Genomic DNA, 13,629 nt, shown 5'->3' on the forward strand with positions numbered 1-13,629 from the left:
AAAAATAATAGTGACAGCCAGTATAGATATCCTGGCCCTGGAGGAGAAGAACATGCACACATGGGAAAGCTTAATGAAGCAATTAGAGCAGTTGGGCATTGACGGAAAAGGGACCTTGTTGGTCCATTCTTCCATGAAGAGTATGGGGCCGGTCGAAGGCGGCGCGGACACGGTCCTCGATGCGCTGACAGCGTATATGAAAGAGGGGCTGCTGGTGCTGCCTACCCATACGTGGTCTTATATCAATGCGGATAATCCGAAATTTTACGTGGACCAATCCCCGTCCTGTGTCGGCATCCTGCCGGAGCTTTTTCGCAAACGCCCGGATGTGGTGCGTTCGCTGCACCCCACGCATTCCGTGGCGGCATTGGGCCTGGATGCCATCCCGTTCACAATCGACGATCATCGTTTCGACACGCCATGCGCTAGAGGATCCGCTTGGGGCAAGCTGCTTGACCGCAAGGCGACGATTTTGTTAGTGGGTGTTGATTTAAAGCGCAACACCTTTATTCATGGAGTCGAGGAGTGGGTGGACATTCCGGGCAGGCTAACGGATGGCCATGAGAAGTTGTACACGGTTTTACCGGATGGAACGGAAATCCCGGTGCCTTCCCGCAGACATTGCGGGTTGTCGTGGTCGGAGCATTTTTGGAAGGTTGATGAGGTCCTGGAAAGTCGGGGCGCGATGCATAAGGGGCATCTTGGCGATGCGGTTGTCCGGGTATGCGATGCGGCCGCGGTGGCCGATGTCATAACGGAAATGCTCAAGGACAATCCGGATTTGTTCTCGGATAATCATCCCTTGGACCATACCATGCCTTACGTTTAGACGAGGACTTTTATCGAATGTGACTTCAATGGCAAGGGCGGGAAATGGCCCGAACAACAATACGGTTGACCGGATATACGCGCGGGAAGTTTTTACATTAGGCGGCAGGTGGGCATAATGGAACCATTGCATGGACAGAAAGGAAGGAATGGCATGTCTACGGAAACGAATCCTCCCTGTGTCATTTTGCCCGAAGAGCAAGCGCCCGAAGATATGCAGCATTGCGAACGCTGCGAATTGTGCAGACAGCGGAATCGCGTCATCTGGGGGGAAGGCAATCCACAAGGCTCGCTGATGATGATCCTGGATAATCCAGGAGCCCGGGAGGACCGGGAGGGTAACCCGTTCTTGTGCGGGACCCGGGAAACCCTCCAACTCGGCATGAAGGAAGCGGGTATCGATATCCACTCGGTTTACGTCACTTATTTGCTGAAACGACGGCCAACCCGTGCTTACGATAAGCCTGCAACCCGAGCGGCATGCCTTCCGCATTTGCAGTCGCAGCTCCTTCAGAAGCAGCCGCTCGTACTATTTGGCTTCGGCAATGTCGTAGTCGAGGGATTATTCCCGCAGAAGGAGAATGCCACCGTCAAGGAGCTGCGGGGGAGCTGGCATGAATTTGAAGGAATCCCGATTGGCTTTACCTATCATCCACTGGCCGTTAGAAGAAGACCCAATTTGCTTAGGTTCTTTATCGAGGATTTGAAAGGTTTGAGGACGAAGTGGGAGGAGAGCGCAGGGAGGGGGACATAAACAAGGAGCGAACGCACCCGGCGTCCGCTCCTTTTGCTGCAGCTTATTTCATCAAGGTTTCCATAAAATGCTCCCTTTAGCGATTACAAATAAATCCTCCGCGCTTCCTCATTAAAGAACGCAATCACACTCGTATAATCGGCAATATCGATCCGGTGATGCCGCAGGATCTTCTGCATAAAGATAGCATCCGTAAAAAGGGAATTAATCATTCTCTCGCACCATACCGGCGTATCTTTAAAATAATCCACCAAATGATGAATTTGCTCAAATTCAAAATAAAGGACATAACAGGCATAATTCTGAAGCAGCATACGGAAGCAATGATCGCGGTAAGGGGTGGAGCGAGCGTCCGAGAGAAAGTCGCTCATGATCCCGAATAGCGTCGTTTTATCCACCGAATGCATGTGCATAAAACCATCCGCGTCATTGATCAGCCGCAGTAGGGCATCTAATCCTTCTTCCGGTGGCATCTCCAGCTTGGCCGATTTGCCCTCGATGGACCTTAACAGCTCCAACGTAAGATCTTGGCATGCCTGGATTTCAGGGGGAGCAATGAATATTTGATCTTTGTGCTTGTCGAGATGCTCGCTGTAGTAATCGTGATATGCAGTTACATAATGCTCAACATGAATGTTGGTTTTCGTATGGATCAAATCATGCCCGCGGAATGAAAAGGCATAGAGGGTCTCCTCATTCACCGGGTGCGCGTAAAGATAGAAAAAGAAGAAAAAGTCTCTCAATTGCAGCCTTTGTTCCTCGTTCAAGCAGGTGACATCGTTCAATTGAGACAACTGAAAGAAACCATAGCTCTTCATGAAATCATTCATGGCATTGTACGGGTTGGTCTTGGCTATGGACGTCGTTGCATTGATCGTAAACAGCAGATAATAGAATACCAATTCATCATAGACGTCCAGCTGTTCAAAAGAGTCGGACAGCACAGGCTTCCAGTCCGGGCTCGCAACATAGTGGGCGTCCCTCGGCTGCAATTCATACGTCCACTCCACAAAAGCCTCTTCGTTACGCTCGGCAAAGAATAATTCAGCGCCACCGTCCTCAAGAAGGCCGTATACAAAGCCGCCTATCGGAGTAGACGGTAATCCTCTATCGAATTTCAAATTGAGATATTCATTATATAGGAATTGAAGTTTCATCGGTCATATCCTCGGTTCGTAAGGGTTTCATTCATCATGAACACGGCAGTAGCTAACACGGATCCTTAATAGATATTCAACATCCAGCAGGGCATTCCTCTAGTTTCGCGGCAGATGGACGTTATCTGAAAGCAGCGACATGCCATGCCTTCTTCATAAGCGGCGGATCCTCAAAACCTGCGGTACGCTCCTTTTGCGTTCTCTTCAGCAAAACCTCCTGCTAGTCTCTGGATCTCCTATGTGGACAAGTTGAGGGATTCGGCACATCCACTTCCAAGCCTATTGACTCTATAACACGTTCGGTGGGAACGAACGGAATGAAGAGTGCCGTTTACGGCACAGCCCGTCCATGCCGCCCCAGTACAGCAGTGCTCGTTCACAGAGATGCAGAATGCAATTGCCGGGTTTACGGAAACGGTGTACACTGGGGGCCGAAGTGACCAATATAGAACAGGGTGTGTTACATATTTTCAGACTGCGCCAATTTTATTTAAACCATCTGAAGCGAAAGATGTTCAACAAAATCGTCGTGCTGTATTCGGCCGTCATGATCGTGCTGTTCGCGATTGCGGCGACCTTGGTCTATCAATACCAGACGCAGCGCATACTCCGCGAGCAGACGGATGCCAATCTCAAATCCGCGCATGTCCTGAATATCTATTTGAGCCGGCAGTATGAGAGCATCCAAAATATATTCCAGCAGATTTACGGCGACGCCACGCTGAGCGACGAGCTGATCTATTTTTTGAACAACGAATATGAAAGTTACCTCAAATACCGCCTGGATTTGTACACCAAGACGGGGGAGCAGCGTTTGCGGTCCTTCAATACCCTGCTGAAGAATTACCTGGAGCAGGAGCCCAGTGCCAAAAGCGTGTCCATCTACAGTTATCCGAACGATTTTTATATGCACATCAGCCGGACCAACCAGCAGCTGAATAATGAATCCGGTTCCAAAAGCAAGTGGGAGAACTGGTTCGCCCGCCGGGAGCAGCACAGCTGGGATACCATGCCGCTAAACGAGCTTTCAGGTTCAGCCGCAGGCTCCAGTGCAAGGTCCTATTCCTATTCGCGAGAGCTGAAGGACCCTTGGACCCTGGAACGGGTAGGCATGTTGAACGTGGAGTTCGACGCCCGGCAAATATCAACCTGGCTGGAGAGCAGAGCTTCGGTCAAAGGCCGGATCATGGTGTTGAACGCCCAGGGAACCGTGATTTACGACTCGGAGGATGTGTATTACGGTCAAACCTATCCCTACCGCTTGGAGCCGGAAAAAGCCGGAGACTGGGTGGAACTGGACGAACCCTCCAAAGTGAACATGTTGAATGTCGGGAATGCGGGCTTGTCAGTGGTGGGAATCGTGTCGAAATCCTCGATCGAGGAGAACACGGAGAGTTTGAGGACCGGACTGATCCTGGTCACGCTTGTGTTTATGGCGGCCAGCTTTGCGATTACGTTCACGATCGTTCGAAAATTCTCCAAAAAAGTGCAGCGGATCATCCGCTCAATGAACCGCATCGGCGAAGGCGATCTGTCGACGCGCATCCAGATGTCCGGCGAAGACGAGCTTCAGCAAATTTCCCGCCGGTTCAACGACATGGGCGACCGATTGGAGCAATACATCGATAAGATGTACACCTCGGAAATCAAGCAAAAAAACGCGGAGCTGGTTGCCCTGCAGTCGCAGATCAATCCCCATTTTTTATACAATACGCTGGAGTCTATTCGCATGAAGGCGTATTTCGTGGGGGCGAAGGAAGTGGGCCAAATGATATACAGCCTGTCGGTCATGTTCAAGAATATGGTGAAGAAGAGCACGATGGTTACCGTTGAAGAGGAGATCGATATGTGCTCGGTTTACCTCGACTTGTTCCGCATCCGCTATGAAGGGCGACTGGAGACGGAAATTGAGGTCGATCCGGAAATCCAAAACCTCAGCATTATCAAGCTGCTCGTCCAGCCGATCGTGGAAAACTATATCGTTCACGGATTCCGTCCGCTTGAGGACGATAATAAAATTTCAGTCTGTGCCCACGGGGCAGAGGACCGCGTCGTGATTACCGTCTCGGACAATGGAACGGGCATACCGGAGGAAAAGCTGATCCAGATCCGGCAGACGCTGGACAAGGTTCTCCAGCCTCCCGACAAGGGCTACCGTTCGATCGGGCTGATGAACGTGCATGAACGGATCGTTCTGAATTACGGAAGCGATTACGGAGTGACCATCCGCAGCACGGAGGGGCAGGGAACCGAGGTTCGCATGGAAATACCGAAGCTTCGCAAGGGGGAGACGACATGAGGAGCGTGTTTTTTGTTGATGATGAGCCTTTGATTGCTCAGGGATTGGCCACGATTGTGGATTGGCAGGAATACGATCTGCACGTGTCCGGTTCGGCCAACGATGGGCTGCAGGCGCTGGAGAAATTGAGGGAAGAGCCTGTGGATCTGCTGATCACGGATATTATGATGCCAAGAATGAACGGACTTGAGCTCATCAAGAAGGTAAAAGCCATGCATCCCCGCACCAAGTTCATTGTGCTTAGCGGGTATGAGGAATTCGAATATGTGAAGATAGGGATCACGCTCGGCATCCAAAATTACATTCTGAAGCCGATCAACATTGAGGAGCTGGAGGCGACGATCAAGCATATCCGGGGCGATTGGGAACGCGAGGAGCTGAAGCGGTTTCGCTCCGAGGAGGATTGGAAGATTCTCCGCAGCAATATTTTGCAGCGATGGGTGAGTGGTGAAATCAAAAGCTCGGAGCTCAAGCAAAGAGCCGAGCTTCTCGGCATTCCGCTGCATTATCCGTCTTACCAGGTTAACGTGCTGCGGCTCATATCCGACGAGCGCTCGGTATCCCAGCTCTTCCGCCTGACCAGCCTGGCGGATGAATGCTGCCAAGCTCTTTCGGAGGAGCTTGGGGCAGATCATGAGGTCATTTGTTTTCCCGATGCGGATGACGACATCGTTGTTTTGACGGCCTCGATGAAGGAGCGCAAGGATGCCGCGCGGGAGGGGATGCGAGGAGCCATGGCCAAGCTGCGTCAGCTGACCGGCTTGCGCATGTGGTGCGCCGAAGGTCATGCGGCTGTCCATGATTTTAAAGATATTCAGGAGAGCTACAGGTTAGCGAAAGGCCATTTCAACGCCTGCCTGATTGCAGGAGAGGAAGAGACCTTGTACCATCCGCCTGCGGAACCGGAATCCGATCCGGCATCTTCGCCGTCGGTTCGCCCCGATGCCTTCGCGAAGCTGCTGATCGAAGGCGATGTTTCTTCTTTGCAGGCCTACATCGAATCCGTTCTTGACGGCGGCAGCGGGGCGCAGACGGTACCCAGGGGAGCCTGCATGAATGCGGCTGTGCAACTGATGATAGCGGCAAAGGATGTGGAGAAAAGCCCCGACTACAGCGAGGTGTTCACGCCAATGCACCGGATCAATACGCTCCAGGGGCTCCGAAGCCATGTATGGCGCATTGTCGAGCGCAGCCTCCAGCGCCTGCAGGAAGCGGATCAGGGGTACAGCCTCCATGTGTCGTTCCTTGTGGAGCAGGTGCAGCACCATTATCCGGAAGAGCTATCCTTGAAGACGCTGAGCCAGCGGCTGCAGATGCATCCGAATTATTTGGGGCAGCTCTTTCAGCAGGAGGTCGGCGCAAGCTTTTCGGATTATTTGAACCAGTACCGCATCGAGAAAGCGACGCAGCTCCTGCTGCATACCGATCAGAAGACGGCGGATATCGCTTTCAGCGTAGGTTACACGGACAGCTCGTACTTTTACAGGCAGTTCAAAAAATATACGGGCGTATCTCCAACCGAGATGAGGTCCATGTATCGGATCTAACACCAACGTTTCTCTTTGCGACAGGCTCAAGGCGAATCCGCTTTGGCCTGTTTTTCTTGTTGTTTGTGGAGGATTCTTTAATTTATCCATCCCGTTCTAGTATTTTTCAACTTGAGGGCGGTAGCGCTTACTTGGCACAATGAAAGTAGTTAAAGGACGAGTGAGAAGATAACGGCCGGCTCTTGGATAAAGCCGCATTGACAACGATCATGGGAGATTTTAAAGCTTCGGTCGCATCACTTGCATTTAACAGGGAAGAGGAGGAGTGCCCATGTCGGGGTTCATCAAAAAGGTTATACGCAACCGGTTCATGCTGCTGATGATACTGCCCGGAACCATTTGGTTTCTGATCTTTGCATACTTGCCCATGTTCGGTACCGTGCTCGCGTTTAAGGATTTCCGCATAAGCCCGGACGGTTTCTTCGCCAGCGTGTTCAACAGCGAATGGGTAGGATTCAAAAACTTCGAGTATCTGTTTACGACCAATGATGCCTACATCATTACGAGAAATACGATTCTTTATAACCTCGCCTTTATCATTCTGGGCCTGGTCATTGCGGTCGGATTTGCGATCATGCTGAGCGAGCTTGTCAACAAGCGGACGGCCAAGGTATATCAGACCGGCATGTTTCTGCCGCATTTTTTGTCGTGGGTCATCATCAGTTATTTTGCGTTCACCTTTCTGAGCGTGGACAAAGGAACGCTGAACCAAATCATTACCTATTTCGGAGGAGAGCCGATCAGTTGGTATTCGGAAGCGAAGTATTGGCCCTTCATCATCATTTTTGTCGGCATCTGGAAAGGCGTAGGCTACAACAGCGTTATTTATCTTGCGGCTATCACAGGGATCGACAAGTCTTATTATGAAGCGGCCGTCATCGACGGCGCCAGCAAGTGGAAGCAGGTGCGGTACATCACCATTCCGCTGCTGAAGCCGCTCATGATCATCCTGACCATACTGGCAATCGGCGGCATTTTCCGTTCCGATTTCGGATTGTTCTACCAGCTTCCGAAGGATTCGGGCGCGCTGTACCCGGTTACGAACGTCATCGATACCTTCGTCTACCGCGGTCTGATCAACATGGGAGACATCGGCATGAGCACGGCAGCGGGCTTATACCAATCGTTTGTCGGACTGGTTCTGATTCTGGTTGCCAATTATATCGTTCGAAAAATCGAAAAAGATCATGCTATTTTTTAATCCGAGGGAGGTGTAACTTCAATGTCGCAGCTATCAACGCAAACCGCCCGCCAGTCGGCCAAGCGTTCAAGGAAGAGAGACTATAATGCCATCTCCCCTTTGTGGAATACGATTTTCAATATCGTGATCGGGCTCTTCTCGTTCTCCTGTATCTTTCCGTTCCTATTTGTTATCATTATTTCCCTGACGGACGAACAGACGCTGGTCTTGGAAGGCTTTAGGCTGCTGCCGAGCCAGTTTAGCACGGCCGCGTACGAGTATATTTTCAAAACGGGAAGCGAATTGCTGTCCTCATTCGGCTTGACGCTCCTGGTCACGGTGCTGGGAACGCTGGTGAGTCTGGCGCTGGTTACGACCTATGCGTATGCCTTGTCCCGCCGAAACTTTGAATTTAGAGGGTTTTTCAGCTTTCTGGCGTTCTTCACCATGTTGTTCTCGGGCGGCATGGTACCGGGTTATATCGTGATGACCCAGTTCCTGCATCTGCAGAACACGATCTGGGCGCTGATCTTTCCGCTATCCTTGAGCGCGTTCTCCATCATCGTCATGAGAACCTTTTTTCAAACGACGATTCCGGATGAAATTATCGAGTCCGCCAAAATCGATGGCGCCGGCGAATTTCTGACCTTTATCCGTATCGTCCTGCCGGTCTCGCTGCCGGGGATCGCCACCATCGGCTTGTTCAGCTCATTGGGTTACTGGAACGACTGGTTTAACGCCTTGCTGTATTATAACAATCCGCAGGCAACGCCACCGCTGCAGTTCATGCTCATGCAGATCGAGAAGAACATGGACTTCCTGACGAAGAATGCGCAGAATATCGGCTCGTTCGATGTGGCCGCCGGCCTGCCGACGGAGACGGTAAGGATGGCGATGGTCGTATTGGCCACGCTGCCGATCGTCATGGCGTATCCGTTCTTCCAGCGGTATTTTGTCCAGGGTCTGACCGTAGGCTCGGTCAAAGGATAATTTCATAAGGTTGAACCCGCAAAAGCACACTGCCGGAGAAATCCGGCTTTCATGTCTCGGGTGTGTAAGCGGTATCAATATAGCAATAAACCATTAAGTGACACAGGGGGAAAGACTCATGTTTAAGAAGAAGATTTCTTTACTGTCCCTTGCTCTCGTGCTTCTGCTGACCGTTGTACTGTCGGCCTGCGGCAGCAAGGAAGGCGGCAGTAAGCCAAGTGAACCAGCGAAGGAAGAGGCGGCTGTTCAAAGCGACGGCACCATTGATGCCTCCAAACTGGATCCGGTCAAACTGAAAATGTACATGATCGGGCCAAATCAGAAAGACCTGCCTATGGTTCAAGAGGAAATCAATAAATATTTGACGGAAAAAATCAATGCAACGATCGAAATCAGCATGATCGACTGGGGCGATTACAGCCAGCGGATGCAGGTGATTACGAGCTCCGGCGAGAATTACGACATCGCCTTCACCAGCTCGTGGGCGTTCGATTACCTTCCAAATGCGGCAAAAGGCGCGTTTAAGCCGCTGAACGAACTGCTCGATCAGTACGGAAAAGGCATTAAGGAAGTACTGGATCCCCGTTTCCTGGAAGGAACGAAGGTTAACGGCGTCAACTATGGCATCCCGGCCAACAAGGAACTGGCACAGCAGTTTGTATGGCGCTTCAACAAAAAGTATCTGGATAAGTACAACCTGGACATTTCCAAGGTGACCACGCTGGAAGATCTGGAACCGCTTCTCAAAACGATTAAAGAGAACGAGCCTGCGGAAATTACGCCGCTTGCCGTACCGAAAGGCTTTAAACCGTACATGCCGTTTGACTACCCGCTCGGCGATGAAATTCCGATCGGCATGTATCTGGACACCGAGGACTTTAAATTCGTGAATTTGCTGGATTCGCCTGAATTGAAATCGGCGCTTGAGACCATGCGCAAATACTATAAAGCGGGCTATGTGCGTGAGGACATTGCAACGCTGGACGGCATCGACAACATCAAAACCGGCAAATGGCTCGTGGACCGCGAAATTACGCAGCCATACGCAGAGCTTGGCTGGTCCAGAAACGCGGGCTATGACATCGTGACCAGACCGATGCATGATCCTGTCATTTACACCAGCTCCGCAGCAGGTTCGATGATGGCCATTTCTTCTTACTCCAAAAATTCGGAGCGGGCGATGATGTTCCTGAACCTGCTGAACACGGACGCGAAACTCCGGAACATGATTCAATACGGCTTGGAAGGAACGCACTACAAGAAGCTTGAAGAGCCGTATATCGAGGATATGCCTGCTATGCAGGAGAACTACGCGATGCCTGGTTTCGCGCTCGGCAACATGTTCCTGACGTACCTTCACGAAGGTGAGCCGAAGGACAAATGGGAAGCATTCGAGAAATTTAATACCTCTGCTGTAGTAGCGCCTACGTTCGGCTTTAATTTCGACACGGCTCCGGTCAAAACGGAGGTCGCGGCCATCACGAACGTAGCCAAGGAATTTATTCCGGCGCTGTACACCGGCTCCGTCGATCCTGAAGAATATCTGCCAAAAGCTAAACAAAAGTTCCAGGATGCCGGCATCGACAAAGTGATCGCCGAAGCTCAAAAGCAATTCGATGAGTGGAAGGCTCAAAACAAGTAATCCGTAAAGGGTATGAAGGGTAGAAGCGGCTGTTCCTTACGGCCGCTTCTCTCTATCCTTTCTTTCTTCACCGACAAAGGCTCCAATGTGCGCAAGCGAAATGATCTTCGAATAATAGGAGGTTTTCCCATGAAACGAATCAAACCGGATTATTACGCAAGAACCCAGTGGAAGCGCAGAATGGCGGCCTGGATGAGCACGGCGTTGCTTGCCGCATCCCTGACGGGCTTTGCCGGAGAAGCCGAAGCGGCCCAGCCGCATTCGTCGTATTGGTATCCGAACACGCTGCTGGAATGGTCACCGACCAAGGACAAGGATGCCCGTTTTAACCGGGGAACGGTGAAGCTGGAGGATGAGCGCATCCAAGGAAGCAAAGTAAACGGCAATGCCAAGGAAGAAGTGAAGGTGCTATCGATCGCTTCCATGTATCCGAGCACAAGCGGAGCTCCTTCCCAAGGCTCGGAGAAGTTCCATACCTATACGTTCAGCAATTGGCAGTATATCGACAAGCTGGTCATGTGGGGCGGCTCCGCAGGCGAAGGACTAATCGTTCCGCCAAGCAGCGACGTCATCGATGCGGCCCACAAGAATGGGGTTCCTGTTTTTGGAACCGTTTTCTTGCCGCAAACCGAGCACGGAGGCAAAATCCAGTGGCTGCATGATCTGTTAAAGCAGCGGGAGGACGGTTCTTTCCCGGTTGCGGATAAGCTGATCGAGGTAGCGACGTACTACGGCTTCGACGGCTGGTTCATCAATCAGGAAACACAGGGCGGAACGCCGGAAGATGCCGCGAAGATGGCTGAGTTTCTGACTTACCTGCAGCAGAACCAAGAGCCCGGCATGGAAGTGATCTGGTACGATTCCATGATCGAGGAGGGACCGGTGAAGTGGCAGGGGGCTTTGACGGATAAGAACGAAATGTTCTTCCAACAGGGAAATCAGAGGGTTTCCGACAATATGTTCATCGATTTCCGCTGGCAGTTCAAAGACGAGAAGAACGGCCAATACGATTACATTACGCCGTTCTTGAACTCCCCGGCCAAAGCGGCGGAGCTTGGGCGCAGTCCGTATGATCTATATGCCGGCATCGACGTGGAGGCGAAGGGCTACGAAGGCAGGTTCAATTGGCCGGTTCTGTTCCCGGACGGGAAGAAAGCCACGACCTCTCTGGGCATTTACCGCCCGGATTGGGCGTACAACAGCTCCGAAACCCATGAGGAGTACATGAATAAGGAGCAGATTTTCTGGGTGGGACCCGGAATGAATCCGGCGAACACGTCACAACCCGAAGGGACCGATCCGCTTGCGTGGAGAGGGATTGCCCATGATGTCGTTGCAAAAACCGTGCTGACCGACTCCGAATTCGTCACCCATTTCAATACGGGCAACGGCCATTTGTTTGCGGTGGACGGCAAAGTGATGCGAAGCCGCGATTGGAGCAACCGGAGCCTGCAGGATATTTTGCCGACCTGGCGATGGATCACGGAGACTAACGGCCAAGGCGAGGCCCTGAAACCGGAATTTGATTTCGGCAAGTCCTATTACGGCGGCAGCTCGCTTCAAGTGGCGGGTGCCGTAAGCAAAGGTTCCTCCACCCATCTCAAGCTGTACAAGGCGAATATCCCGGTGGAAGCGACCACGGAAGTATCGCTCGTGTATGCCGACAATGCCAAGGACGCCAAGGTGAAGATCGGCTTGGCATTCTCCGATGCGCCGGATCGGTACGAATTTTTCGAGCCTGGCAAGTGGACCGCCATGGGCGCGAATCAGGATTGGAAGCAGGGAAGCGTCAAGCTGAACAAGTATAAAGGCCGCACGATTGCTGGAATCTCGCTTCAATTCGAGTCCGCGGCGGATCAGGCGGATTATCGGGCCAACATCGGCCGCCTGGCGGTTACGCAGGTGAATGACAAGGCGAAGAAACCGCACGCGGTGACCGATTTGAAGATAATCGAGAATGATTTCCGCGATGGAATTTATGGTGATGCGCGCTTGTCGTGGGAAGCGCCGAAACAGAATGAAGACGTTCTGTACTATCAGGTTTACCGCGTCCATCCGGACGGCAAGTACGAACTGATGGGCATGACGGGAAATACCGTTTATTACGTACCGGAAATGAAGCGTTCGCTTAAGGAGGAGGCAACCAAAATGGTTGTGATTCCGGTAAACCGCCACTACCAGGAAGGAAAAGCGGCATCCGCCAGCTTCGACTGGCCGGAATATCCGAAGCCGACGGCAGCCTTCAAGGCGGATAAAACCCTGATTGCGCCGGGAGAAACGGTGCAATTCACGGATCTTTCCTCGGAAGTGACGGAGTCCTGGAGCTGGAGCTTCCCTGGCGGGCAGCCGGCGTCCAGCACGGACCAGCATCCTAAAGTGACCTATCCCGAGGAAGGAACGTACGAGGTCACGCTGACCGCTAAAAATAGCGTTGGCGAGGATCGGATCCAGAAGAAGCTCATTACGGTAACCCGGGAAGCCGAGAACGGCGTCGGCAACCTCGCTCTTGGCAAAAGCGCGTCCGCATCCAGCTTCGTGAACGAGAAGGAAGCGCCGCCATTTGCAGTGGACGGCAATGCCGCCACCAAATGGTGTGCCGTCGGAGACGGGCCGCACTGGCTGACGGTAGACTTGGGAGCCGAGCACAAGGTCAGCGAATTCGTGATCAAGCACGCGGAAGCCGGAGGAGAGCCTGCCGCGTTCAACACGCGGGCCTTCTCCATTCAAGTAAGTTCGGACGGCAAGGCGTGGAAGGATGCCGTCTCGGTCAAAGACAACACGCAAGGGATCAGCAGCCATGCCATCGAACTTACCTCCGCACGGTACGTGCGTCTTCAGATCGAGAAGGCGACACAGGGCGGTGACACAGCTGCACGGATTTACGATGTTGAAGTGCTGGGCTTGAAATAGTACGGATGACTAGAAAGAGTGTTTCCCTTCATGGGGGAACACTCTTTTTTGGTTATTTATATCGTCCCGATTCGTCATAGAAGCGCCGTTTAGGCCCTTGAGCCAGCGTGTCGTGTATAGATTTTGTATAGATAGGGTTGTTAATCTGATGTAGGACACTATATGGATGCTGCGCAAATGACGCGTGCTGAGGACGGCATTGATGGCAAGAATGCTGAAAGTGACCGGTCTGACCGATAAATAATGAGTAGAACAAACAACCATTGATGGCATGGTAGTCATCAATGGTTGTTCTTTCATTTGGGTTTGCAATTGTAAATAA

The 13,629-nt window shown here is 52.0% G+C and carries 9 protein-coding genes; 8 read left to right on the forward strand and 1 reads right to left on the reverse strand.

The features are described 5' to 3' along the window. Positions 1-52: 52 nt before the first annotated feature. Together HMPREF9412_RS08170 and HMPREF9412_RS08175 are read left to right on the forward strand one after the other, a co-directional pair. Positions 53-829: an AAC(3) family N-acetyltransferase gene (locus tag HMPREF9412_RS08170; protein WP_009590969.1), complete on the forward strand. Its 777-nt coding sequence runs from the start codon at positions 53-55 to the stop codon at positions 827-829. Positions 830-982: 153 nt separating this feature from the next. Then, the gene (locus HMPREF9412_RS08175; RefSeq protein WP_009590963.1) at positions 983-1,582 is read left to right on the forward strand and encodes a uracil-DNA glycosylase; all 600 of its coding nucleotides are present in this window, start codon (positions 983-985) and stop codon (positions 1,580-1,582) included. A gap of 83 nt (positions 1,583-1,665) precedes the next feature. On the opposite strand, the gene HMPREF9412_RS08180 is transcribed toward HMPREF9412_RS08175, so the two are convergent. Next, complete coding sequence (locus HMPREF9412_RS08180; protein WP_009590978.1) at positions 1,666-2,739, reverse strand: hypothetical protein; 1,074 nt, start codon at positions 2,737-2,739, stop codon at positions 1,666-1,668. A 436-nt stretch (positions 2,740-3,175) separates the two neighbouring features. On the opposite strand from HMPREF9412_RS08180, the gene HMPREF9412_RS08185 reads away from it, so the two are divergent. The 6 genes from HMPREF9412_RS08185 (at position 3,176) to HMPREF9412_RS08210 (ending at position 13,307) form a co-directional block, all read left to right on the forward strand. Continuing rightward, positions 3,176-5,038, forward strand: a complete 1,863-nt coding sequence (locus tag HMPREF9412_RS08185) for a sensor histidine kinase (protein WP_009590964.1) — start codon at positions 3,176-3,178, stop codon at positions 5,036-5,038. Next, positions 5,035-6,585, forward strand: a complete 1,551-nt coding sequence (locus HMPREF9412_RS08190) for a response regulator transcription factor (RefSeq protein WP_009590975.1) — start codon at positions 5,035-5,037, stop codon at positions 6,583-6,585. The genes HMPREF9412_RS08185 and HMPREF9412_RS08190 overlap by 4 nt, the downstream gene beginning before the upstream one ends. A 271-nt stretch (positions 6,586-6,856) precedes the next feature. Continuing rightward, positions 6,857-7,786: an ABC transporter permease gene (locus tag HMPREF9412_RS08195; protein WP_009590960.1), complete on the forward strand. Its 930-nt coding sequence runs from the start codon at positions 6,857-6,859 to the stop codon at positions 7,784-7,786. A 21-nt stretch (positions 7,787-7,807) separates the two neighbouring features. Further along, the gene (locus tag HMPREF9412_RS08200; RefSeq protein WP_009590967.1) at positions 7,808-8,755 is read left to right on the forward strand and encodes a carbohydrate ABC transporter permease; all 948 of its coding nucleotides are present in this window, start codon (positions 7,808-7,810) and stop codon (positions 8,753-8,755) included. Positions 8,756-8,873: 118 nt separating this feature from the next. Next, positions 8,874-10,397, forward strand: a complete 1,524-nt coding sequence (locus HMPREF9412_RS08205) for an ABC transporter substrate-binding protein (RefSeq protein ID WP_009590972.1) — start codon at positions 8,874-8,876, stop codon at positions 10,395-10,397. Between the two features lie 129 nt (positions 10,398-10,526). Beyond that, the gene (locus HMPREF9412_RS08210; protein WP_009590980.1) at positions 10,527-13,307 is read left to right on the forward strand and encodes an endo-beta-N-acetylglucosaminidase; all 2,781 of its coding nucleotides are present in this window, start codon (positions 10,527-10,529) and stop codon (positions 13,305-13,307) included. The last annotated feature ends 322 nt before the right edge of the window (positions 13,308-13,629 follow it).

It is taken from the genome of Paenibacillus sp. HGF5 (assembly GCF_000204455.1).
In the GTDB taxonomy this organism is placed as follows: domain Bacteria; phylum Bacillota; class Bacilli; order Paenibacillales; family Paenibacillaceae; genus Paenibacillus_AQ; species Paenibacillus_AQ lautus_A.

Coding starts and splice junctions, on each gene's coding strand:
- HMPREF9412_RS08205 (WP_009590972.1), top strand. CDS start 8,874: ATGTTTAAGAAGAAGATTTCTTTACTGTCCCTTGCTCTCGTGCTTCTG.
- HMPREF9412_RS08195 (WP_009590960.1), top strand. CDS start 6,857: ATGTCGGGGTTCATCAAAAAGGTTATACGCAACCGGTTCATGCTGCTG.
- HMPREF9412_RS08175 (WP_009590963.1), top strand. CDS start 983: ATGTCTACGGAAACGAATCCTCCCTGTGTCATTTTGCCCGAAGAGCAA.
- HMPREF9412_RS08170 (WP_009590969.1), top strand. CDS start 53: ATGCACACATGGGAAAGCTTAATGAAGCAATTAGAGCAGTTGGGCATT.
- HMPREF9412_RS08190 (WP_009590975.1), top strand. CDS start 5,035: ATGAGGAGCGTGTTTTTTGTTGATGATGAGCCTTTGATTGCTCAGGGA.
- HMPREF9412_RS08200 (WP_009590967.1), top strand. CDS start 7,808: ATGTCGCAGCTATCAACGCAAACCGCCCGCCAGTCGGCCAAGCGTTCA.
- HMPREF9412_RS08180 (WP_009590978.1), bottom strand. CDS start 2,739: ATGAAACTTCAATTCCTATATAATGAATATCTCAATTTGAAATTCGAT.
- HMPREF9412_RS08210 (WP_009590980.1), top strand. CDS start 10,527: ATGAAACGAATCAAACCGGATTATTACGCAAGAACCCAGTGGAAGCGC.